A 21,477-nucleotide genomic window follows, 5' to 3' on the forward strand; every position below is an offset into this window, starting at 1 on the left:
GACCAGCGTGGGCACCCTGTCCATCCGCCGCTTCTTGCGCCCCGTGTGCTACCAGAACATCCCCGCGTCGATCCTGCCGGACGATTTGGGGTAAGACCATCCAAGGAGACTAGAAAATGACCCCCAACGAGATCAAAGCAGCCCTTGGTTCGGGACTGCTATCGTTCCCCGTGACCCATTTCGACGGCAACGGCGCGTTCCAGCAGGACAGCTACCAGAAGCACATCGACTGGCTGGCGGGCTTTGACGCACCGGTTCTGTTCGCGGCAGGCGGCACGGGCGAATTCTTTTCGCTGACCCCGTCGGAAATCCCGACCATCGTTCAAGCGGCCAAGGAAAGCGCGGGCAAAACCGCCATCGTGTCGGGCTGCGGCTATGGCACCGAAATGGCGGTCGAGATTGCTCAGTCCGTGCAGAAAGTTGGCGCTGATGGCATTCTGCTGCTGCCCCACTACCTGATCGACGCCCCCCAAGAAGGCCTGTTCGCGCACGTCAAAAAGGTCTGCCAGTCGGTAGATTTCGGCGTGATGGTTTACAACCGAGACAACGCGGTGCTGCAGCCCGATACTCTGGCGCGCCTGTGTGATGATTGCCCCAATCTGATCGGTTTCAAGGATGGCACCGGCGATATCGGTCTGGTCCGCCAGATCACGGCCAAGATGGGCGACCGCCTGACTTATCTGGGGGGCATGCCCACCGCAGAGCTGTTTGCCGAGGCCTATCTGGGGGCCGGGTTCACCACCTATTCCTCGGCCGTGTTCAACTTTATCCCCGCGCTGGCGAACAAGTTCTACAACGCGCTGCGGGCCGGGGATCGCGCCACTTGCGAAGACATCCTGAAAGGCTTCTTCTATCCGTTCATGGACCTGCGTTCGCGCCGCAAGGGGTATGCTGTTTCGGCGATCAAGGCGGGCGTCCGTTTGGTTGGCTTTGACGCGGGCACCGTGCGGTCGCCCTTGTCGGATCTGACCCCCGAAGAAGAGCAGATCCTGCAGCAGATCATCGACGCCAACCCCGTCTGAGGCCCAAAATGAAGATCACCGACGTTCGCACCCACCTGTTGGAACACCGCCTCGAGACGCCGTTCGAGAGCGCCTCGATGCGGTTCGACCGCCGCGCCCATGTGCTGGTGGAGGTCATCTGCGACGATGGCACCATCGGGTGGGGCGAATGTTTGGGGCCTGCGCGCCCCAACGCGTCGGTGGTCGCGGCCTACAAGGGCTGGCTGATTGGCCAGAACCCGATGGAGACCGAGAAAATCTGGGCCACCTGCTATAACGCGCTGCGCGATCAGGGGCAGCGCGGGCTGGCGGTCACGGCCTTGTCCGGCATCGATATTGCCCTGTGGGATATAAAGGGCAAGGTGCTGGGGCAGTCCGTGTCCATGCTGCTGGGGGGGCGTTTTCGCGAGAGCGTGAAGGCCTACGCCACCGGTAGTTTTAAACGGGATGGCGTGGATCGGGTTGAAGATAACGCTGCCGAAATTGCGGCCCACAAGGCCGCCGGTTTCCACGCCGCCAAGATCAAGATCGGCTTTGACGTGGACGAAGACCTGCGCGTCATCCGTGCCGTGCGCGACGTGATGGGCGACGACATGCGCCTGATGATCGACGCCAATCACGGCTATGACGTGGTGGATGCGGTGCGTCTGGGAAACAAGGCTGCCGACTATGACATCGATTGGTTCGAAGAGCCCGTCGTCCCCGAACAACTAGGGGCCTATGCCGATGTGCGCGCGCGCCAGCCGATTCCTGTCGCGGGGGGCGAGACGTGGCACACCCGTTGGGGCTTTGCCGAGCCCTTCGCCAAGCGTCTGGTGGATATCGCGCAGCCTGACCTGTGCGGGGTCGGCGGCTTTACCGAGATGCGGCGCGTGGCCGATATGGCGGCGACCAGCGGCATCCGTCTGGTGCCCCATGTCTGGGGGACCGGCGTTCAGATCGCGGCGGCGCTTCAGTGGATGGCGGCGCAGATTCCCAGCCCCGTGCGCCCTAGTCCCGTGGACCCGATCATGGAATTCGACCGGACCCACAACCCCTTCCGTCAGGCTGTCCTGACCACCCCGATCGAGCACGAAAATGGCGTTGTCCAGATTCCGAACGCCCCCGGTTTGGGGATCGAGATCAACCGCGATGCGCTGCGTGAATTTGCCATGAAGGACGCGTGATGATTGATCGCAAACTCACCGGTGCGCCGCCGAAAACCATCCTGCCGCGCGGAACTATCGACACCCAGATGCACATGTACGTGCCGGGCTATCCGGCGGTGGATGGCGGGCCGGGCCTGCCGCCTGCGCCCTTGCCGACACCCGACATGTATCGCTGCGCGATGGAGTGGCTTGGGATCGACCGCGTGGTGATCACCCAAGGCAACGCCCATCAGGCAGACAACGCATGTCTTCTGGCATGCGTGGCCGAGATGGGCGATCTGGCGCGTGGTATAGCGGTGATCAGCAAGGACACCTCGGACACCGAAATGGAGCACCTGACGGATGCCGGTATCGTCGGCGCGCGGATCATGGACCTGCCCGGTGGGGCGGTGGGTTTGGAGCAGCTAGAGGCCGTCGATGCCAAGGCTGCCGATGCGGGCTGGATGACGGCCGTGCAGTTCGACGGCACCGCTTTGCCCGATCTGGAGTCGCGCTTGACGGCTCTGAAATCCCGCTGGGTTCTGGACCATCACGGCAAGATTTTCGGCGGCGTCACACCCACCCATGTGGACACCATCAAGCGCTTGATCGACACGGGCAACGTCTGGTTCAAGTTCGCGGGCTGCTATGAGGCGACACTGGTCGGTGGCCCCGACTACCCCGATATCGCCGAATTCGCTCGGGATATCGCTGCCTATGCCCCCGAACGCATCATCTGGGGCACCAACTGGCCGCACAATCTGGCGAAAAAGACCGAAGATTACCCCGATGACGCCGACCTGACCGACACGGTCCTGTCTTGGCTGCCGTACGACAAATCCTTGCAGTTGGCACTGGTAGAAAACCCTCAGGAGCTTTACGGTTTTCCCAAATGGGAGTGAGGCATGAGACTGGTTTCTATCGGGGAATGTATGATTGAAATGTCGGGCGCCGGAGAGAACCTCTGGCGTTCGGGTTTTGCAGGGGACACGTTTAACACCGCTTGGTACGCGCGGGCGACTTTGCCCGCTGGATCAGTGGATTACGTGACCTGCGTGGGCACCGATCCGGTGTCGCAGCAGATGGTGGATTTCATGGGGGCAGGGGGCATTGGCACCGATCATGTGATGCGCCATCCGACCCGCGTGGCGGGCCTCTATATGATCACGCTCAAGGACGGTGAGCGTAGCTTTACCTACTGGCGCGATCAGGCAGCGGCGCGCTGTCTGGCCGACGATCCGGCGGCTTTGACCGCTGCTGTGAACGGGGCCGATCTGGTGTATTTCTCGGGGATCACCTTGGGCATTCTGACCGCTGATCGCCGCGTCGCTTTGCTGGAGTCTCTGCAGGGGCAACGAGTCGCTTTTGACCCCAACCTGCGCCCGCGCCTTTGGCCCGATACCGAGACCATGTGCGAGGCCATCATGCAGGCCGCGCATGTCAGTGAGATTGCCCTGCCGAGCTACGAGGACGAGGCGGATTTCTTTGGCGACGCAGACCCCGAGGCGACGCTGAAACGTTACGCGGATGCGGGCGCGACCGAAATCGTGGTCAAGAACGGCGGTGGCGACATGCTGGTGCTAGCAGATGGCCAAACTCATCTGATCGAACCCGGTCCCAAGGCACAGCCCGTGGATACCACCGGCGCGGGGGACAGCTTCAATGGTGCGTATTTTAGTGCCCGCTTACAGGGCCTACCCGCACCCGAAGCGGCGCGTTATGCCCACGGGATCGCCAAGCAGGTGATCGGCCACAAGGGGGCGCTCATGCCCATGGATCAGATCGCAAAGGACGCCGCATGACCCGCATTCTTGCCTTTGGTGACAGCCTGACATGGGGCCACAAACCCGAAGATGGCACCCGCCACCCCGCAGAGTTCCTGTGGCCGAACGTGTTGCAGCAGGAGCTTGGGGTCGAGGTGATCTCCGAAGGGCTCGGTGGCCGGACCACCGTATTTGATGACCATTCTGGTCCCTGTTGTCGCAACGGCGCCAAGGTGCTGCCAATCCTACTGCATTCCCACAGCCCGCTGGATTTGGTGATCGTGATGCTTGGGACCAACGATTTGAAGCCCACGATCTGCGGCCGCGCCGAGGGGGCGACTGCGGGGATGAAGCGGCTCGCGCAGATCATTCGCGCGCACCCCTATGACGGCATCGGTCAGGTGCCCAAAGTCCTGCTGGTTTCGCCGCCCCCCTGCGTGATCGGGCCAGACGGTGTGACGGGTGGTGGGCGTGATGTGGCGGAAACTCAGCGCCTCGCGCCAATGTATCAGCAGCTGGCGCTGGACCTTGGCGTTGCGTTTTTCGACGCGGGTACGGTTGCCACGACCTCGGCCATTGATGGCGTGCATTTGCCCGCAAAAGACACAGCTTCGATCGGCAGTGCATTAGCAGCGCCTGTGCGGGAACTCCTGAACCTCTGACCGTTAAGTGGCTGCGCGAAGGAGCGTGCGATACCGCTGTTGGCTGCCCTTCAGGTGCTGGCGCATTGCATCCCGCGCGCCCTGTTCGTCGCCGTTCAGAATGGCGGTGACAATGTTGTCGTGCTCTGTGTTGATCATGGCCCCATAAGCATGCGGGGAGCCTTCGGACGATGCCGTGTCCAAAGCGCGCCGCGGAATGCTGTTCGGGCCGACCACCTGCAAAAATTCACAGAAGCGTGGATTGTTTGTCGCCTCGGCGATGGCGAGGTGCAGATCGAAATCCGCATCGGCAGAGGGCGCGCCACTGGTGTTCGCGTCTGTCACTGTGCGCAGGGCGTCGATGATCCGCTCTTCTTGCGAGGGGCTGCGGCGCTGTGCGGCCAGACCGGCGGCCTCGACCTCGACTGCGGTGCGCAATTCCAACAGCTCGATCATGGACGACAGGCGCGCGCTGTCGATGTTGGTAAAGGGTGCAGGCACCTCGGCGGCGGGCTCTAGCACGTAGACGCCCGACCCTTGGCGCGGCTCGACCAAGCCATCGGCGCGTAGAGCGGCAATCGCCTCTCGCACAACCGTGCGGCTGACGGTGTGATCGCGGGTGAGTTGCGCTTCGCTAGGAAGTTTGTCGCCGGGGCAATATTTCCCAGACAGGATCATGGCCCGAAGGTCATCTCGTAGGGTTGCCACCAGTGTTTTGCGGGCCGAGGTTGTTATTGTTTTGCTCCTGATAACTGCTGGTTGCGCGGTTCGGACGGGCTTCGCGGCCCAAGCGTTGCGCGGACTGGCAGGATTTGGTTCAAGGGTACAAGAGTCTGACATACAATTGCAATTGTGAGGCCCGACTTCACCGCGAAAAGCGCATCGCGGGCGGGGAACCCAATGTCGGATGGCGCGTTCCACTTCGACGCAAAGCAAAGGAGTGCCGCCGTGCTGGGACAATACCTGTGGAAACTGCGGCAGGTGCTCAAGGAAATCTGGGTGAGGGTGCTGGGATACGGCGCGATCGCCGTGCTGGCTGCCTTGGTGTCCCCGTCTTTGGCCCCGTATGTCCCCGAAAATCTGAGGTTTGATCCAGGTGATGGCGCGGTTGAAGAGGTGCTTCAGATCATCGCCTCATCTATGTTGGCAGTGACGACATTCTCGCTGTCTATCGCGGTGCAGGCCTATGCCGCTGCGGCAACCTCGGCCACCCCCAGATCCACGGCTTTGCTGCAGCAGGACACGACAACGCAGAATGTGCTGGCGACCTTCCTTGGGGCGTTTCTGTTCAGTTTGATGGCAATCATCGGACTGGAGGCGGGCCTATACAGCGACGACGGGAAATTCCTGCTGTTCGTCTCGACCGTACTGGTTGTGGCGATGGTCGTTCTGGCGCTGCTGCGCTGGATCTCCCACTTGATCAACTTCGGCCGCATGAACGACACGCTCGACCGGGTGGAGCAAGCCGCGACCCAAGCGATCAAGACCCGTGTCGCAGCGCCCTTTCTTGGCGCCACCCCGCGTCTTGGAGCAATCCCGCCGGATGCGCGGGCTGTCTATCCGGCGCAGGTTGGGTACGTGCAGCATGTGGATGTGGCAGGGCTGGATAAGCTGGCCGAGGAGATGGATATCGAGGTTTGGATCTCTGAACCCGCGGGCAAGTTTGTGCATCCTTCCATTCCAATCCTCTATGTGACAGGCACGCGGCTAGACGAAGAGCAGATGGCGACAGTGCGCCAAGGTGTCACCATCGGGCGCGAACGCAACTTTGACCAAGATCCGCGCTTTGGTCTGATTGTTTTGTCAGAGATTGCGCTGCGTGCGCTATCTCCTGCGGTGAATGATCCGGGTACCGCAATTGACGTGATTTCGCGGCAAGCACGGGTGCTGAGCCTTTGGAAGCCTGAACCGCCGGACGAGCCGGATTGCAAGCGGGTCCATATGCCCCCGATCTCTGGCCAGAACATGATTGATGACGCGTTTCATGCGCTCACGCGCGATGGCGCGGCCTTTGTCGAAGTTCAAATACGGTTGCATATTGCATTGAAAGCTCTGGCAAAGAATAATGCAGAGGTGTTTGAACCGGCAGCCACCGCGTTGGCGGACCTGAGTGTACAAAGATGTACGGATGCGGGCATGTGTGATGACGACATTACCCGCCTGCGGAAACATGCCGATCTGACTCATCTTTTGTAGCTTTTTCTTTGAGTACGACTATTTTCTTTGGAACCTCCTGTGTGTTCAGTGCTTTGGTTGGTATGGCCGGGGCCAACTCGGCTGCCGAAGAGGACTTATTTTGAAGCTACCGATTGGTTATGACCGGACATCCGAGTTCGGCTCCCAACTTCCTGACCAAGATTTGCTCAAGCGATTGCGGGCGGAAACCCACGCGGTCCACGAGGAATTGGATCACCTATTTACCCCCTTCCAAGATGCGCCTCTTGACCATCTGGGATCGTTTTTGGCGGCCCAAATGGCCGGTTTGACCGCTCTGTCGACAGCTGCGCGCGTACCGCACGACGAGAACACGCTCATCCTTCTGTCCGAAACGTTGGACCGTTTAGAGCAAGACTGCCGATATTATGAATTGTCTGTCCCCGTGTTGCGTCACAAGCGGGACCTGCACCCGTTGGCTGTGGCTTATCTAGTGATCGGCTCGCGCATGGGCACCGAAGTGCTGCGCCGCAACCTGATCAAGCACGGGATCGAGCGTATCCCGCTTTATTTTACACCCCAAGATTACAAGCACGCTTGGCAAGATTTGTGTGCACGTTTGCAAGGCATGGCTGGCGCTGGACCTGAGGCTGACGATATTTGCGCTAGCGTAATTGCGGGTTTTCATTTATTCCACGATGCCGAAGCCCGAACCCGTGACTTGACAGGGAAATTCTCGTGAACGATGCCTTAGCTTCAGGTGAGCCGTATGATGGCCAAGTCGACCTGACGACCTGCGATCGTGAGCCCATTCATATTTTGGGCCGCACGCAGTCTTATGGTGTTCTGATTGCTGTATCCTCTGACTGGATCATTCAGCATGTGTCCGAGAATATTGAGCCTGTCCTACACGAGACACCAGAGAACCTGATTGGCACGCCGTTGGATGCGGTGATGCCGCGCAAAGCAATGTCGCGCATCCGTGCCAAGGTTCTGGAAGGTCGCGAAACGATCGCGCGCCTATTCGGTATCAAGCTGCTGGACCCGATGACCCGCTACGATGTGTCGATCCACAAGAGCGGACGACACACGATCATCGAATGCGAGCCCAAGCAAACCCATCATGTGGATTCCGATACTCTGTCGGATGTCTATCCCCTGATACAGCGCATCCGCGCGGCTGGCGATATCAATCAGGTGGTGACCGAGGCGGCGCGCGCCGTGCGGTTGTTGACCGGCTTTGACAGTGTGATGGTCTACCAGTTTCAGGGCGATGCCTCTGGTTCTGTTGTGGCGGAGAACCGTCGCGGTGACTTGCCAAGCTATCTGGGGCTGCGCTTTCCGGCGTCTGACATCCCAGTGCAGGCGCGCCAACTTTATAAGCGCAGCCTGTTGCGATTGATTGCGGATGTCGATGACGAGGGCAGCGCGCTCTACCCTCAGGTTTCGCCCGAAGGCAGCCCGCTGGACTTGTCGCTATCTGTGACGCGTGCGGTGTCCCCGATTCATCTGGAGTACCTGCGGAACATGGGCGTTCAGGCGTCGATGTCCGTGTCGATCATGCGCAACGGAGAGCTGTGGGGCTTGTTTGCCTGCCACCATCACTCTCCGCGCTATCTGGAATTCGAGCGTCGCACAGCGGTGGAACTGTTCGCCCACCTCTTTTCCTATGAGCTGACCCATTTGGAAGAGCAGGAGCGGTCCCGCGCGCAGTCCGAAATGTCGAGCCTACAGACCCGCCTCATGGCCTTGATGGCGCAGGGCGAAGACCTGGCGGAGAGCCTGATCAAGGTTTCGAGTGACCTGCGTGAAGTGATCCCTCATGACGGAATGGTCCTATTTGCCGATGGTGATTTCCACCAGATTGGCTCGACCCCGACCAAAGAGGAATTCGCCGGTCTGGCCCGTTTCCTGAACACCACTGCAGCATCTGGTGTTTTCACGAGCGATAGCATTGGCAAACAGTACAAACCTGCGGTCGACTGTGTGGATCGCTTTGCGGGTCTGATGGCGATCCCCATTTCACGCCGTCCGCGGGACTATCTGGTTCTTTTCCGCCGCGAGATTGCGACCTCGGTCACATGGGCGGGCAATCCGCAAAAGCCGGTGACGCCCGGACCCAACGGCCTGCGTCTGACACCGCGCAAAAGCTTTGATGCATGGCGAGAGATCGTCGCGGGGCATTGCGTCCCGTGGAACGAACACGCCAAGCACTCGGCAGAGCTCTTGCGTGTGCTTTTGCTTGAGATTTTCCTCAAGATTACTGATGCCACTGCCGATGAGCGCAAGCGCGCCCAAGAACGCCAAGAGCTTCTGATTTCAGAGTTGAACCACCGTGTTCGCAACATCCTGAACCTGATGCGCGGACTGGTGAAGCAAAGCTCGCAGGAGCGCGACACGGCAGAGGCTTTTGCACAGCGTTTGGATGGCCGTATCCAGTCGCTGGCCCGGGCGCATGACCAACTCACCGAGGACGAGTGGGATTATTCCTCGCTCAAAGATCTGATCCATCTGGAATTGGCGGCCTACACAAGCGGTGAGTCGTCTGGCCGCGTAGAATTGCTGGGGGATGACGTTCAGATATCGCCGCGTGCCTTTACCAATCTGGCACTGGTCATCCATGAATTGGTGACCAACTCGGTGAAATACGGGTGCCTGAGCAACGAGAGCGGCCGCCTGATCATTGCTCTGGGCAAAGATGGCGTGGGCGGGTTGACCATCGATTGGCGCGAGCGCGGTGGTCCTGCGGTAACGCCGCCGAAGCGCCGAGGCTTTGGCTCTTCGATCATCGAACGGTTCGTGCCTTTTGAACTGCAAGGCGAGGCGGACATTCAGTACAAAGTGTCCGGCGTCGAAGCCCGCTTTGTCATTCCTGCAAACCACGTCGAATTTGTCGTCGTCGAAAAGACAGAGTCAGTCGTCGCCGAAGAGAGCGCGGGTGCAGTCAACCTGACAGGCGTTGCGCTTGTGCTTGAAGATACGATGATCATCGCCATGGATGCGGCAGACATCATGACGGAACTCGGGGCGACCGACGTACGCATCTGTTCTAACGTCAACGACGCCCTCAAGGAAATTGAGACCCATGACCTTCAGATCGCGATCCTTGATGTGAACTTGGGATCAGAGCAATCGCTGCCCGTTGCCGAAAAGCTTGCAGAAATTGGGGTCCCATTTGTTGTCGCAACAGGGTATGGTGATCGCGAGGACTTGAAGGGGCTCTACCCCGATTGTCCTTTTGTTCGAAAGCCGTTTTCGAACGAAACTCTCGAGGCTGCGGTGGCCGAAGCCATGGATGCCAGTAAAAAGTGATTTCTGTTTGGCGCGTTCGCTGTGTACGCTAGTGCCGAAGGAAAGGTGGGGTCTGAAATGAGTATCCTTCTCGGCGATTTGCGCATCGATGCGTCAGCGTTGGAGACAGTGCTTGGCACAGTCGCGCAGCGCGCCAACATGTGTGTAAAGGTTCTCGATCAACATGGTGTGGTCCGCGCTGTAAACGAGCGTGGGCTGGCGATTTTGCACGTATGCCAAGAGGATTTCTGCGGTCAGGTCTGGACCTCTCTCTGGGATGGCGAGTCCCAGCAGCGTGCCATCTCTGCGGTGAACCAAGGTTTCCGTGGGATTGCGAACAGCTTTTCGGGTACTTTTCAGACTGGCGACGGTGTTATGCGGTCGTGGGTCGTCGAGGTTGTCCCTCTGAATAACCAAGAGAATGTCGTGGATTCGTTGCTAGTGATCTCGAACGACGTAACAGCGCACCCTTATCCTGTCGGCGCGCAGCCAGAGACAATCGAGGCGATGCAATCGCTGCTCGCCGCGAACAAGGATTCGCTGCACAATCTGAATAACATCGTCAGCATGACGGCCGGTGCCTCGCGTATTCTGTCGCGTGAACCCGACGCAGAGAAGGTGGCGCAGCTCTCGCAATATCTGCACGAGTGCAGTCTGAAGTGCCACGATGCGATTGCTCGCCTGCAAAGCGCGGTCGAGGCTGTCGAGGAAGCTCAGAAAGACGCGCTGGCTTAAGCCAGCGCGAGCGTTTTCTCAATTAGATCAACGAAGTCCGCGTAGCTTCCAAAGGCTGCGGTCTTTGGGATGCTGTTTAGATCAGTCTTGTGGTAGCCCTCGGTAAAGAACAGGAAAGGCACACCACCGCGTTGCGCAGTTTCGGCGTCTACTTCGCTATCCCCGACGTAGATCACCAGTCCATCGCCAAGCGCGTCTGCTGCTGCGTGCAGCATTGCTGGGTCGGGCTTGTGGGTGGGCAGCGTGTCGCCGCCAATCACGCTGTCGAACAAGCGCGCCATATCGAGATGCGCTAGAATAGCTTCGGTCGGTTTGAAGGGTTTGTTGGTACAGATGCCCAAGCTATGCCCTTTGGCTTTCAGCGCCTCTAGCGCAGGCACAGCGCCATCAAACACCACGGTCAGATCAACTGCGCTGACGTAGCCGATTTTGAACGCCGTGAGCAGTCGGTCCTGTTCGCTGTCGGGAATGTCCCGCGCTGCGCGCATGCGCGCCACGAACGTCGGTGCGCCGTTGCCGATAAAGCTGCGCGTCTGCTCCAATGTGATGGGCTGATGCCCCTCGGCCCCTAGGACGCCGTTGGCAACAGCTTGGATGTCCGGCGCGCTGTCAATCAGCGTGCCGTCCAGATCAAAGATGATGCGCGCCATTTACTGAGCGCTTTCGGCAGCCGCACGAATGGTACGAATGTTTTCGCCATAGACCTCGGGGTTGTTGACCGACCCGCCACGGAACACGGCAGAGCCCGCGACCAGTACGTCCGCGCCCGCTGCAGCGACCAAAGGCGCCGTGGTCGGGTCAACACCGCCATCGATCTCGATATGTACGGGGCGATCCCCAATCATCTCGCGCAGCTTGCGGATTTTGGTCGTCAGGTCGATGAACTTCTGGCCGCCAAAGCCGGGGTTTACGGTCATGACGCAGACCAGATCGGTCAGGTCCAGCAGATGCTCGATCGCGTCCGCAGGAGTGCCGGGGTTCAGTGCGACGCCTGCCTTCATGCCCGCGCCGCGGATCGCCTGCAGGGTGCGGTGGATGTGGGGGCCTGCCTCAATGTGGGCGGTCAGGTAGTCGGCGCCTGCGTCCGCATAAGCGTCGATGTAAGCATCAACTGGGCTGATCATCAGATGCACATCCATCACCGTTTTCACGTGCGGGCGAAAGGCTTTGACCGCGGGCGCGCCGAAGGTCAGGTTTGGAACGAAGTGTCCGTCCATGACGTCTACGTGGACCCAGTCTGCGCCCTGAGCTTCAATCGCTTGGATTTCTTGTCCGAAGTTGGCGAAATCTGCCGACAGGATCGAAGGGGCAATCTTGATAGACCGGTCAAAGCTCATCTGGCGTCTCCTTGGGTGGCGCAGCAATGCGCGTTTTCTTGGGACATGCTCTAGACTATTTGCCGCCGCTTGGCAGTCGCAAAATGCGGTGCGCGGTTCGTTGGTTTGGCTAAACGGTTTGCTCAAAAATCAGGCGATATACTGAATCTTGGGTAATAATTGCGCGGCCCTTCATTGTGGTGTCACGGTCCGCACGGGATAGTGCCTGCCAGGAGGACCGAATGACGACCCCGCCTTTGATTGTTTTTACCGATTTGGACGGCACTTTGTTGGACCACGAGACCTATGATTGGTCGCCCGCAAAGCCGGTTCTGAACGACTTGGCAGAGAGGGGCATTCCGGTGATCCTCACCAGCTCCAAAACAGCGCCAGAGATTGCAGAATTGCGTAGCGCGATGGCGCTGGATGCATGGCCCGCGATCTGTGAAAACGGGGCAGGGGTCATGCCAGCTGGGGCGGGCGCGTTGCCCGACCGCGCACCTTATTTCCAATTACGCGAAGTATTGAACCAAGTGCCAGATGCGCTTCGACAGCACTATTGCGGTTTCGGCGACATGGACGCGTCGGGTGTGGCCGAGGCGACCGGCCTGCCGCTTGAGAGTGCTGAAAAAGCCGCGCTAAGGGCCTTCTCCGAGCCTGGGGTGTGGACTGGCACAGACGAGGACAGAGGGGCCTTTGTCGCGGCGCTCGCTGCTCTTGGGGTGACAGCACGGGATGGAGGTCGGTTTCTGACGCTGGGGTGGGGCCGGATGAAATCCGACGCGATGGCCGAAGTATTGGCCATGTACGGTCAGCCCCCCTGCATCGCCTTGGGCGACGCACCCAATGACATCGAAATGATCCAGAACGCGACCCACGGCGTGATCATTCCGAACCCCCACCGCGCACCTTTGTCCCCCTTGAAGGGCGAGGCCGAGGGGCGCGTTATACGGGAACAACTGGCAGGCCCCGAAGGTTGGGCGCACGCGGTGCGGGACATCTCGCGACGGTATAAATAAAACAATAAGGATCAGAACCTTGGCCGATTTTCACCAGAATGGACATATTGCAACGCTCCACAACCTGCGCGCCAAAACAGCCGAGGAAATGAGCCACGAGCTGACCACCTTTGCCGAGGACCGCAAGATCACCCTGATCCTGCCCTGTCTCTATTCAGAGCTTGAATTGCCCGCAATCGAACAGATCGTCGACGAACTGTCCAAGGTACCCTATCTGCACCGGATCATTATTGGTCTCGACCGTGCTAATGCCGAACAGTATCGGCACGCGGTCAAATTCTTTTCCCGCCTACCGCAGAACCATGTGGTGATCTGGAACGACAGTCCGCGCAATCTGGCGATTGGTGAGCGGCTGCAATACCACGGCCTGTATCCCGCTGAGCCGGGCAAAGGCAAAAACGTTTGGGGCTGTCTGGGCTACATGATGGCGTGTCGCGATACCTCGGTCATGGCGATCCACGACTGCGACATCGCCACCTACAAGAAGGATATGCTGACACGTCTGGTGTATCCTGTTGCGAACCCGCGATTCCCCTATCAGCTGTCCAAGGGCTACTACCCCCGCATCGGGGACGGCAAAATCAATGGACGCGTGACGCGCCTGCTGGTCAGCCCATTGCTGATCGCACTCAAGAAGGTCGTGGGAGACAAGGACTACATCGATTTCCTGCGCAGCTTCCGCTACCCGCTGTCTGGCGAGTTCGCCATGCGCACGGCGATGCTGCCGGACCTGCGCATCCCCAGCGACTGGGGGCTGGAGATTGGCGTCCTGTCCGAGGCATGGCGGAACCTTGCGCCGAAGTCGGTCTGTCAGGTCGAGATCAGCGATGCCTACGATCACAAGCACCAAGAGCTGTCGCCCGAGGATGCCGCGACCGGCCTAAACCGGATGTCCACCGACATCTGCAAGGCGATTTTCCGCAAGTTGGCTGCGGACGGCACAGTGTTCACGCCCAACGTCTTCCGTACGCTCAAGGCTGTCTATTACCGCACTGCGCTAGATGTGCTCGAAAGCTATTACAACGATGCGGAGATGAATGGCCTGACTATCGACCGCCACAAAGAAGAGCAGAGCATAGAGCTCTTTGCCGAAAACATCATGACGGCGGGGCATGCGTTCCTAGATAACCCGTTTGAGACGCCCTTTATCCCCACGTGGTCGCGCGTGCACGCGGCAGACCCGACTTTGATGGCGGATATGCTGACCGCGGTCAAAGACGACTACGCAGACCTCGCCTGAGGTCTGTGTTGCATGGTGTGGATAAAAGAAGGGGCCCCGGAGGGCCCCTTTGTCGTTAAAGGTGGTTGCTGATCCAGCGGCATTGATAAGGGGCCAATTGGATTTTCTGGCCGTGCGTGTGAATGGCCTCTCCAGTCAGCAGATCGTACCAGTCATGCCCGTCGATCAAGTTGATGGAAACGGGATCAATCTCCACTGTTTCATCGCTGACATTGTGCAGGGCAAAGATGGATTGGTCCCGTTCCAGACTCTGACGCCAGATGCCAAAGATGCGGTCGTCCAGTTGCAGGGTGAACTGTGTGGCATTGGGGTGGAACGCAGGCTGCCGGCCTCGGATCGAAATCCGACGCTTCATTTCGGTCAGGACACGGCTCTGAGTACTCTGCGGGTCTGACAGCTCAGCATTCAGTGCGGGATAATCCCACCGATGCCGGTTGATCGCGCGGTTCAGGCCGGTCTTCTCGACTCCCGCCAGATCGTTTGAGGTCGCCAAGAGCACGTGGATGTAGAACGCAGGAATACCTTCCAACGCCATGACGATGCTCTGCGCCGCAAGGAAGCGGTCAATCTGTAGATCGTCCTGCCCCTTCATCGTCCCTTTGAGCGCGTCAAAGAAGGTGATGTTCAGTTCATAGGGGCTTTGCCCGCCATTGGGCAGGCTGCGCATCGAAACAAGGCCGCCGTGCGCTTTGACGCAATCGATGACCTGCTCGGTTTCGGCAGGGGGCAGGATCCCTTCGGCGGGGCGCATTCCGATGCCGTCGTGGCTGGCAGAGAAGTTCAGGTAGGCACACCCGAGCTGCGCGGGGGGCATCGTGGCTTGCCAGCGGTTCAAATATTTCGCCGATCCCGAAAGCATGGCGTGCAAGAGCAGTGGCGGCAAAGAGAAGTTGTAGACCGCGTGCGCCTCGTTCCGGTTCCCGAAGTAGGACAGGTTTTCCGCGTTCGGCACATTGGTTTCGGTGAGAAGGATCACGGGCTCTTGGGCAAAGTCAGCGAGCAGACGCATCAGGCGCACAATGGCGTGGGTCTGGGGCATGTGGATCGACTTGGTGCCGATCTCCTTCCAGATAAAGGCGACCGCATCCAGGCGCACGATCCGCACGCCATTGTCGATGTGCAGGCGCGTGACACGCAGGAATTCCAGCAAAACCTCTGGGTTCCGGAAGTCCAGATCGACCTGATCATGGCTAAAGGTGCACCAAACATGGCGCGTGCCATTGGCCGTATTCACCTCGCGCAGCAAGGGGTGCGTGCGCGGGCGGACGACTTCTGACAGATCATCCTCGGGCGAGGCTTCGAAGAAGAACTTGTCATAGGGCTCGTGCCCCTGACGGTATTCGTTGAACCAAGTGGATTGGCTGCTGACGTGGTTCAGGACCAGATCGGACATCAGCTTGAACTGCTTGGCGATGCGCTGGATGTCCGGCCAGTCGCCGAGGGTAGGGTTCACGGTGCGGTAGTCCGTGACCGCAAAACCATCGTCCGAAGTAAAGGGAAAGAACGGCAGGATATGCACGCCGTTGATCACGCCCTTCAGGTGGCGGGTCAGGAAGTCGCGCAGCAGGTCCAAAGGCTTGTGCTGCCCGTCACGGATCGAATTGCCGTAGGTGATAACCATGCAGTCCCGCTCGGACCACAGATTGTTCGACGGCGTCCGAGGCCGCTTGCGGCGCGCTGTCCCCTCGGGCCAGAAGGCGTGCTGCACCGCTTGGCTCAACTCGGCTGGATCATGGTCGGGGTAAATCTGCGTCAGCAGGTCATGCAGGCGGATCAGAAACGGGTCGCGCATAATCAAAAGGGCCTTCTTTTTAGGCCAGACTAAGCACTAGGTCCCCGATTGAAAGCCCCCGCGCATCGGAAAGGCCCGCATCGCGGGCAGTCGCCGAATAATTGGGCAGTGGCTCAGGTCAGTCTTTGGGGGCACAGAACAGCGAATACAGCATGTTGATCACTTGCGTGGTGCGATCATCTGCGAGGCTGTAATAGATGGTTTTGCCGTCGCGGCGGGTCGAAACCAGCCCCTCTTCTCGCAGGCGGGCCAGCATCTGACTGACAGCGGCCTGACGAATGTCCAAAAGCTGCTCCAACTCGCCCACACTGCGTTCCCCCGAGCCCAGATGGCACAGGATCATCAGTCGACCTTCGTGGGCCAACGTCTTAAGATAAGCCGCAGCTGCCTGAGCGTTGCTCGACATCTCGGAGGGTTCGGCGTGCAATTTTTCCAAGGGCGCGTTCATATGATTCTGCTTTTCGTCGCGACACTATACCTGCGGGTTAATCCGGATTCGAGACTCTCGGGCGCTATTCTCCGGCAGCAATCTTGTTTAGCAAACCTGCCAAGCGGGTAGGGTCTGCAAAAAACGGAGAGTGCGAGCAGTCCATAGCGTATACATCGCGCTCTGGCCAACCGTCTGTCATCGTTCGCTGATATTCCGGCGGGATTGTGCGGTCATCGTCACAGCGGATGTAGCTTTTGGGCACTGACGCGTAGTTTTCGCCAATCTCTATCGGGGTTTCCTGCGGTTTGATCGGCTGTTGCCCCAGTCGCGTCAGGGCGAATGCAACCGTCTCTGGCGGGCAGTCGTGATAGAAAACATCCCGCGCCTGCGCTGGATCGATGCCAAAGCTGATCCCGTCGGGGGCTTTGATCACCGCCTGCATGAGCGGCTGATAGGGCGCTTCGCGGCGCATGTCTGCCAGCCCCATGCCGTTGCGGGGTGCATAGGCGCAGACGTAGACGAGGCGCTCGAAATTGGTGGGGTCCAACTCTGCCGCGCGTGAAATCGGAAAGCCCGCCATGCTGTGTCCCACAACGATGGTGGGGCCCTTCATGGCCCTGAGAATCGCCTCTGCGTACATATCCAGCGTGACATCGGCCAAGGGTGTACCGTCCGAGCCGTGGCTTGGCAGGTCAATGGCGCGGGCCGAATGGCCACGGGTGCGCAGGGCAGGGATCAGATCGCGCCAGCACCAAGCGCCATGGCAAGAGCCGTGAATTAGGAGAAAATCACTCATGAGAGGTGTCCTGTCGCATTCAGGAAATCAGTTAGCGCGCGGGCATAGGTTTCGGGTTGGTCCACACAGGGCAGGTGGCCTGCACGGCGGATCAATGAAAACTCGGAGCCGGGGATCAGTTCGGTGGTTTCGCGCACAAGATCGGGCGGGGTTGAGGCATCGTTGACAGCCCCTATCCCCAGTGTGGGCAGGCGCAGGCTGGCCGTCGGCGTGTAGAAGTCAGTGCCCTTGATCGCTTCCATGGCGGCGATGTAGCCCTCGGGTGAGGTATCTTCGAGAATTTCTTTCACCTGCTGGATATGCGGCGTGGACAAATCCTGACGCGGGAACCAGCGCGCGAGCGACGCTTGAACCACGGCGCCGTGCCCTTGGGTACGGGCCTCTTCAATCCGTTTCGCCCAAAGCGTTTCGTGGCCGATGCGGGCAGCGGTATTGGACAGGATCAGGCAGCGCACCAGATCAAGCCGTTTGACAGCAATCCCTTGGGCAATCAGGCCGCCGATGGATAAGCCGCAAAAGGCAACATCCTTGGCATTCAGGTGGTCCAGCAGACGTTCTGTGTCGCGCACGAGTGCGCCCATACTGTAGGGGCCAGCAGGCACGTCGGATTTCCCGTGGCCCCGCAGATCAAAGCGGATCACGCGCAGCGCGTCTGGCAACAGGTTGCACACCTGATCCCAGATCGTAAGGTCCGTTCCCAGCGCATGGACAAGAACCAACGCAGGTGCATGTTTGGGGCCTTCGTCGCGGTAGTGGAGCCGCAAGTCAGGGAGAAAAGCGAAAGGCATATTTTATTCTTATTTTTGGGTGCGCAGAGCCTACGCGGCGAAGGTGCACAGGGCAACTCTTTCGCACAGAGCCGGTCCAAATCCGCCGATTACTCCAGCGTTGCAAGCGCTTTGCTGAATTGTGCCGGATCAACATTGCCGCCAGAGACAACCGCAACGACGGCGTCACCTTGGATGTCGTCCGTATGGTAGAGCGCTGCGGCCAAGGCAACGGCCCCCCCCGGTTCAGCAACGATCTTGAGCCGCAGGAACGCTTGGGCCATTGCGCGCAAGGCGTCATTGTCAGTTACAGCGATCCCCGGTCCGCAAAGGCGCTGCTGGATCGGAAAGGTCAATAGACCCGGCGCAGGCGTCACGATCGCGTCGCAGATGCTGCCGGACGGCCGGTCATTCGAAAGGATTTCCCCAGCGATCAGCGAACGCTTCGTGTCGTCGAAACCGACGGGTTCAACGGGACGGGCCCGCATCTGGGGTGCGTGCGCCTCGAGCGCTAGTGCGACCCCAGCGGTCAATCCGCCGCCCCCGCAGCACACTAGAACGTCGCCTGTTGTGACACCCAGTTCCGCCGCTTGCTCTGCGATCTCAAGACCCGTGGTGCCTTGGCCCGCGATCACCATGGGCTCGTCATAGGGTTTGATCAGGGTCAGACCGCGCTCTTTGCTCAGGGCTTGGCCGATCGCTTCTCGGCTTTCGCCGCCCACGCGATCATAGGTCACCACCTCGGCACCTAAGGCGCGGGTGTTGGCCAGTTTCAGGGCAGGGGCATCTTCGGGCATCACGATGACCGAGGGCACACCATGGCGCGCAGCGGCATAGGCGATCCCTTGAGCATGGTTTCCGCTGGAATAAGCTAAAACGCCTTTGGCGCGGACCTCTGGGTCCAGCGCCGAGAGGGCAGACCATGCCCCGCGGAATTTAAAAGATCCGGTGTGCTGCAAACACTCTGGTTTGACCAGAACCCGCCGCCCTGCCAACTCGTTAAGAAAGGGTGACTCCAGCAGCGGGGTGCGGCGGGCGTGACTCTTTAGGCGTTCGGCGGCGGCGGTGATCGCAGCGATGTCGGTCATGCAGGAACTCGGATACTCTCTAGAACAGCGTTGATTGCCTTTAACGCTTCGGGTTCATCGAGGAAAGGCACATGGCCCCGATCCGGCACGGTCGCGACCACCAAGTCCCCGTGACGTCGCGACATTTCAGCAACCGTCGCTTCAGACAAGAGATCCGAGTTTGCCCCGCGGATCACAGCAACCGGTTTACCTTTGAGCGCATCAAAGAAGGGCCACAGATCGGGGAAGTCGCCTGCCTTGGCCTGCTCGCGCATGGCATCCCCGAGCCGCGGATCGTAGCGCAGCACCACGTGGTTGTCGGCCTGACGGTAGATCGCTGCCGCATGTGCGCGCCAGCGCGACAACGGGACGTTCGGAAACTCTCCGCCGGCTTCTGCTTTGGCCATTGCTTGCGCAGCGGTTTCCAGATCGGGAAAGCGCGGGGTGACGCCCACGTAATCCTTGATCCGGTCCAGTCCGTCTTCGTCTATGACAGGGCCTATGTCGTTCAGAATAACACCCTGAAGGAGCTGCGGATGCGTCACCGCCAGCCCCATCGCGATCAGGCCGCCGCGAGATGTCCCAAGGATGACGACCCGTTCCAATCCTAGAAATGCACAAAGTTCGACCACATCCGCAGCCTCGCGCGGGATCGAATAGTTCATGTAGTCGCCATCCCACTCGGACAGCCCGCGCCCACGACTGTCGAGTGTGATCGCACGCACACCCTTGAGATGGGGCAGCACGAACTGGAAATCGTCGCCATTGCGGGTCAGCCCTGGCAAGCACAGCACGGGCAGTCCGTCACCTTGGTCGGTGTAATGCAGGCTCAGTCCATCACTTGTGTCAAAACGGGGCATTAGATTTCCTCCAAAACGTCTGTAATTCCGGTCAAGTCTGCAGCGACGAAACGGGGCCGCCACGGCATCCTGTCTATCGGCTGACCCATGCGATTGACCCAGAGCGTGTTGAAACCGTAGCCCGCAGCACCAGCGGCATCCCATCCATTGGACGACACGAACAGGACTTCATCCGCGCTGGTGTCAAAGCGTGCGCCAACCAGATCATAGACAGCGTAATCCGGCTTGTAGACACCTGCGTCTTCGACCGAGATCAAACCGTCAAGAAAATTCGCAATTCCGGCGGACACTACCGCATCTTCCAGCATTTTCGGCGATCCATTTGACAGGATTGCACATCGTTTGCCCATGGACTTCAGGGAGCGCAGGATTTCAGGTACCTCAGGATAGGCAGGTAGTGCCCGATAGAGATCCAGAAGCTGCGTCCGAAGGGTGGCATCCTGATCCAGTCCCATCGCCTCGAGCGACCAGTCTAGACTGTCTTGGGTCACCTGCCAGAAATCGGTATGGGCCCCGGTGATGGCTCTGAGCCAAGTGTATTCTAGCTGCTTTGCCCGCCACGATGCAGCCAAGGCGGGCCAGTGGTCCGCCAATGCCTGTCCCTCTGGCGTGGACGCAGCCTGTTTGGCGGCGCCCGACACGTCAAAGAGCGTGCCATAGGCGTCGAAAATACAGGTCGATGTCATCAAGGTCTCCTCCCCTTGTGGGCATAGACTGCACGCATTCCCCATAAAATAAAAGCGGTTTGCAATCTGCGGGCACGATCCCTAAGTTCGTAAGGATCGCAAAGGAGAACCCGCGCAACGGACCGTGGCCTCCGCCAACTCACCCTCCGAAAATGTAGAAAGCGAGTCCCTCATGACCGAAGCAAAATCGGGCGATAAAGTACGCATCCATTACACTGGCACTCTGAACGATGGCAGCCAGTTCGACAGCTCGGCGGGTCGTGACCCACTGGAATTCACTCTGGGCAGTGGCCAAGTGATCGCTGGCTTTGACAAGGGCGTCACCGGCATGACCGTTGGCGAGAAGAAAAACATCACCATCCCCGCAGCCGAAGCCTATGGCGAGCGTCAGGAAGAAGCGTGCCAGCCCGTGCCGCGCGCAGACATTCCCGCAGACATCCCACTGGAAGTTGGCCTGCAGCTGCAGATGCAGACCCCCTCGGGTCAAGTTGTTCCCGTCGTCGTTCAGGAAGTCACCGAAGAGCAGGTGGTTCTGGACGCAAACCACCCGCTGGCCGGTCAGGATCTGACTTTCGCGCTGGAGCTGGTCGAGATCGCCTGATCTCTTCGCTCAAAACGGTTTGACGGGGCGGCCTTTGGGTCGCCCTTGTTTTTGGGGGCAGGGCGCAGAGAGTGGTAGCCAAGACCTTTGTCAATCACGAGGTCTCCATGCCCGCGCAAACACTGCCTTAGGCTGGAACTTGCCGCTACGGCGCAACGGCCGTTTCGGTGAATGTGCCTGCGGTCATGACA

Annotated in this window: 22 protein-coding genes; 12 read left to right on the forward strand and 10 right to left on the reverse strand. The window is 59.5% G+C overall.

Features of this window, described 5'->3' with window-relative positions:
* Window positions 1-116: 116 nt before the first annotated feature.
* From kdgD to BM225_RS17930, 5 genes are read left to right on the forward strand one after another with little or no spacing between them, the layout of a single operon-like run.
* Window positions 117-1,022, forward strand: a complete 906-nt coding sequence (gene kdgD / locus BM225_RS17910) for a 5-dehydro-4-deoxyglucarate dehydratase (protein ID WP_072705402.1) — start codon at window positions 117-119, stop codon at window positions 1,020-1,022.
* Window positions 1,023-1,030: 8 nt separating this feature from the next.
* Complete coding sequence (locus tag BM225_RS17915; protein WP_072705408.1) at window positions 1,031-2,167, forward strand: mandelate racemase/muconate lactonizing enzyme family protein; 1,137 nt, start codon at window positions 1,031-1,033, stop codon at window positions 2,165-2,167.
* Entirely contained in the window at window positions 2,167-3,030 is an 864-nt protein-coding gene (locus tag BM225_RS17920; RefSeq protein WP_072705464.1) for an amidohydrolase family protein, read from the forward strand. The genes BM225_RS17915 and BM225_RS17920 overlap by 1 nt, the downstream gene beginning before the upstream one ends.
* A gap of 3 nt (window positions 3,031-3,033) precedes the next feature.
* Entirely contained in the window at window positions 3,034-3,930 is an 897-nt protein-coding gene (locus tag BM225_RS17925) for a sugar kinase (protein WP_072705466.1), read from the forward strand.
* Window positions 3,927-4,553 carry an SGNH/GDSL hydrolase family protein gene (locus tag BM225_RS17930; RefSeq protein WP_072705468.1) on the forward strand — a complete coding sequence of 209 codons (627 nt, stop codon included), beginning with the start codon at window positions 3,927-3,929 and terminating at the stop codon, window positions 4,551-4,553. The genes BM225_RS17925 and BM225_RS17930 overlap by 4 nt, the downstream gene beginning before the upstream one ends.
* A 3-nt stretch (window positions 4,554-4,556) precedes the next feature.
* Here BM225_RS17930 and BM225_RS17935 read toward each other — a convergent pair whose 3' ends face one another.
* Entirely contained in the window at window positions 4,557-5,240 is a 684-nt protein-coding gene (locus tag BM225_RS17935) for a FadR/GntR family transcriptional regulator (RefSeq protein WP_245780538.1), read from the reverse strand.
* Between the two features lie 192 nt (window positions 5,241-5,432).
* Here BM225_RS17935 and BM225_RS17940 point away from each other — a divergent pair, with 192 nt between their 5' ends.
* From BM225_RS17940 to BM225_RS17955, 4 genes are all read left to right on the forward strand, one after another.
* Window positions 5,433-6,728 carry a DUF2254 domain-containing protein gene (locus BM225_RS17940; protein ID WP_083595613.1) on the forward strand — a complete coding sequence of 432 codons (1,296 nt, stop codon included), beginning with the start codon at window positions 5,433-5,435 and terminating at the stop codon, window positions 6,726-6,728.
* Window positions 6,729-6,828: 100 nt separating this feature from the next.
* A complete protein-coding gene (locus tag BM225_RS17945) occupies window positions 6,829-7,428 on the forward strand; it encodes a biliverdin-producing heme oxygenase (protein WP_072705470.1) in 600 nt (199 codons plus the stop codon).
* Window positions 7,425-9,998: an HWE histidine kinase domain-containing protein gene (locus BM225_RS17950; protein ID WP_072705472.1), complete on the forward strand. Its 2,574-nt coding sequence runs from the start codon at window positions 7,425-7,427 to the stop codon at window positions 9,996-9,998. Before BM225_RS17945 ends, BM225_RS17950 begins: the two co-directional genes overlap by 4 nt.
* A 57-nt stretch (window positions 9,999-10,055) precedes the next feature.
* Entirely contained in the window at window positions 10,056-10,712 is a 657-nt protein-coding gene (locus BM225_RS17955) for a PAS domain-containing protein (RefSeq protein WP_072705474.1), read from the forward strand.
* Here the strand turns inward: BM225_RS17955 and gph are convergent.
* On the reverse strand, window positions 10,709-11,362 hold the full coding sequence (gph, locus tag BM225_RS17960; protein ID WP_072705475.1) for a phosphoglycolate phosphatase: 654 nt from the start codon (window positions 11,360-11,362) through the stop codon (window positions 10,709-10,711). The genes BM225_RS17955 and gph overlap by 4 nt on opposite strands.
* Complete coding sequence (gene rpe / locus BM225_RS17965) at window positions 11,363-12,049, reverse strand: ribulose-phosphate 3-epimerase (RefSeq protein ID WP_072705477.1); 687 nt, start codon at window positions 12,047-12,049, stop codon at window positions 11,363-11,365.
* 221 nt (window positions 12,050-12,270) lie between these two features.
* Here rpe and BM225_RS17970 point away from each other — a divergent pair, with 221 nt between their 5' ends.
* On the forward strand, window positions 12,271-13,047 hold the full coding sequence (locus BM225_RS17970) for an HAD-IIB family hydrolase (RefSeq protein WP_072705479.1): 777 nt from the start codon (window positions 12,271-12,273) through the stop codon (window positions 13,045-13,047).
* Window positions 13,048-13,066: 19 nt separating this feature from the next.
* Window positions 13,067-14,287 carry a glycosyltransferase family protein gene (locus BM225_RS17975; RefSeq protein ID WP_072705481.1) on the forward strand — a complete coding sequence of 407 codons (1,221 nt, stop codon included), beginning with the start codon at window positions 13,067-13,069 and terminating at the stop codon, window positions 14,285-14,287.
* A 55-nt stretch (window positions 14,288-14,342) separates the two neighbouring features.
* Here the strand turns inward: BM225_RS17975 and BM225_RS17980 are convergent, their stop codons facing one another.
* The 7 genes from BM225_RS17980 to BM225_RS18010 form a co-directional block, all read right to left on the reverse strand.
* Window positions 14,343-16,079 carry a sugar phosphorylase gene (locus BM225_RS17980; protein WP_072705483.1) on the reverse strand — a complete coding sequence of 579 codons (1,737 nt, stop codon included), beginning with the start codon at window positions 16,077-16,079 and terminating at the stop codon, window positions 14,343-14,345.
* Between the two features lie 118 nt (window positions 16,080-16,197).
* Complete coding sequence (locus tag BM225_RS17985; protein ID WP_420809865.1) at window positions 16,198-16,527, reverse strand: ArsR/SmtB family transcription factor; 330 nt, start codon at window positions 16,525-16,527, stop codon at window positions 16,198-16,200.
* Window positions 16,528-16,591: 64 nt separating this feature from the next.
* A complete protein-coding gene (locus BM225_RS17990; RefSeq protein WP_072705485.1) occupies window positions 16,592-17,305 on the reverse strand; it encodes an alpha/beta fold hydrolase in 714 nt (237 codons plus the stop codon).
* Window positions 17,302-18,093, reverse strand: a complete 792-nt coding sequence (pcaD, locus tag BM225_RS17995) for a 3-oxoadipate enol-lactonase (RefSeq protein ID WP_072705487.1) — start codon at window positions 18,091-18,093, stop codon at window positions 17,302-17,304. The genes BM225_RS17990 and pcaD overlap by 4 nt, the downstream gene beginning before the upstream one ends.
* A gap of 89 nt (window positions 18,094-18,182) precedes the next feature.
* A complete protein-coding gene (locus BM225_RS18000; RefSeq protein WP_072705489.1) occupies window positions 18,183-19,160 on the reverse strand; it encodes a threonine ammonia-lyase in 978 nt (325 codons plus the stop codon).
* On the reverse strand, window positions 19,157-19,999 hold the full coding sequence (locus BM225_RS18005) for an alpha/beta fold hydrolase (RefSeq protein WP_072705491.1): 843 nt from the start codon (window positions 19,997-19,999) through the stop codon (window positions 19,157-19,159). The genes BM225_RS18000 and BM225_RS18005 overlap by 4 nt, the downstream gene beginning before the upstream one ends.
* On the reverse strand, window positions 19,999-20,688 hold the full coding sequence (locus BM225_RS18010) for a haloacid dehalogenase type II (protein ID WP_092465135.1): 690 nt from the start codon (window positions 20,686-20,688) through the stop codon (window positions 19,999-20,001). The genes BM225_RS18005 and BM225_RS18010 overlap by 1 nt, the downstream gene beginning before the upstream one ends.
* A gap of 169 nt (window positions 20,689-20,857) precedes the next feature.
* Between BM225_RS18010 and BM225_RS18015 the strand changes: the two genes are divergently transcribed.
* Complete coding sequence (locus BM225_RS18015; protein ID WP_072705495.1) at window positions 20,858-21,286, forward strand: FKBP-type peptidyl-prolyl cis-trans isomerase; 429 nt, start codon at window positions 20,858-20,860, stop codon at window positions 21,284-21,286.
* Window positions 21,287-21,477: the final 191 nt, after the last annotated feature.

This window comes from Donghicola eburneus, assembly GCF_900115865.1.
Classification (GTDB): domain Bacteria; phylum Pseudomonadota; class Alphaproteobacteria; order Rhodobacterales; family Rhodobacteraceae; genus Donghicola; species Donghicola eburneus.

Bases quoted from the DNA above. Each gene is read 5' to 3' on its own strand.
- BM225_RS17990 (WP_072705485.1), bottom strand. From the start codon at position 17,305: ATGAGTGATTTTCTCCTAATTCACGGCTCTTGCCATGGCGCTTGGTGC.
- BM225_RS17925 (WP_072705466.1), top strand. From the start codon at position 3,034: ATGAGACTGGTTTCTATCGGGGAATGTATGATTGAAATGTCGGGCGCC.
- BM225_RS18000 (WP_072705489.1), bottom strand. From the start codon at position 19,160: ATGACCGACATCGCTGCGATCACCGCCGCCGCCGAACGCCTAAAGAGT.
- BM225_RS17955 (WP_072705474.1), top strand. From the start codon at position 10,056: ATGAGTATCCTTCTCGGCGATTTGCGCATCGATGCGTCAGCGTTGGAG.
- BM225_RS17930 (WP_072705468.1), top strand. From the start codon at position 3,927: ATGACCCGCATTCTTGCCTTTGGTGACAGCCTGACATGGGGCCACAAA.
- BM225_RS18005 (WP_072705491.1), bottom strand. From the start codon at position 19,999: ATGCCCCGTTTTGACACAAGTGATGGACTGAGCCTGCATTACACCGAC.
- BM225_RS17915 (WP_072705408.1), top strand. From the start codon at position 1,031: ATGAAGATCACCGACGTTCGCACCCACCTGTTGGAACACCGCCTCGAG.
- BM225_RS17980 (WP_072705483.1), bottom strand. From the start codon at position 16,079: ATGCGCGACCCGTTTCTGATCCGCCTGCATGACCTGCTGACGCAGATT.
- rpe (WP_072705477.1), bottom strand. From the start codon at position 12,049: ATGAGCTTTGACCGGTCTATCAAGATTGCCCCTTCGATCCTGTCGGCA.
- BM225_RS17940 (WP_083595613.1), top strand. From the start codon at position 5,433: ATGTCGGATGGCGCGTTCCACTTCGACGCAAAGCAAAGGAGTGCCGCC.
- BM225_RS17970 (WP_072705479.1), top strand. From the start codon at position 12,271: ATGACGACCCCGCCTTTGATTGTTTTTACCGATTTGGACGGCACTTTG.
- BM225_RS18015 (WP_072705495.1), top strand. From the start codon at position 20,858: ATGACCGAAGCAAAATCGGGCGATAAAGTACGCATCCATTACACTGGC.
- gph (WP_072705475.1), bottom strand. From the start codon at position 11,362: ATGGCGCGCATCATCTTTGATCTGGACGGCACGCTGATTGACAGCGCG.
- BM225_RS17920 (WP_072705464.1), top strand. From the start codon at position 2,167: ATGATTGATCGCAAACTCACCGGTGCGCCGCCGAAAACCATCCTGCCG.
- pcaD (WP_072705487.1), bottom strand. From the start codon at position 18,093: ATGCCTTTCGCTTTTCTCCCTGACTTGCGGCTCCACTACCGCGACGAA.
- kdgD (WP_072705402.1), top strand. From the start codon at position 117: ATGACCCCCAACGAGATCAAAGCAGCCCTTGGTTCGGGACTGCTATCG.
- BM225_RS17985 (WP_420809865.1), bottom strand. From the start codon at position 16,527: ATGAACGCGCCCTTGGAAAAATTGCACGCCGAACCCTCCGAGATGTCG.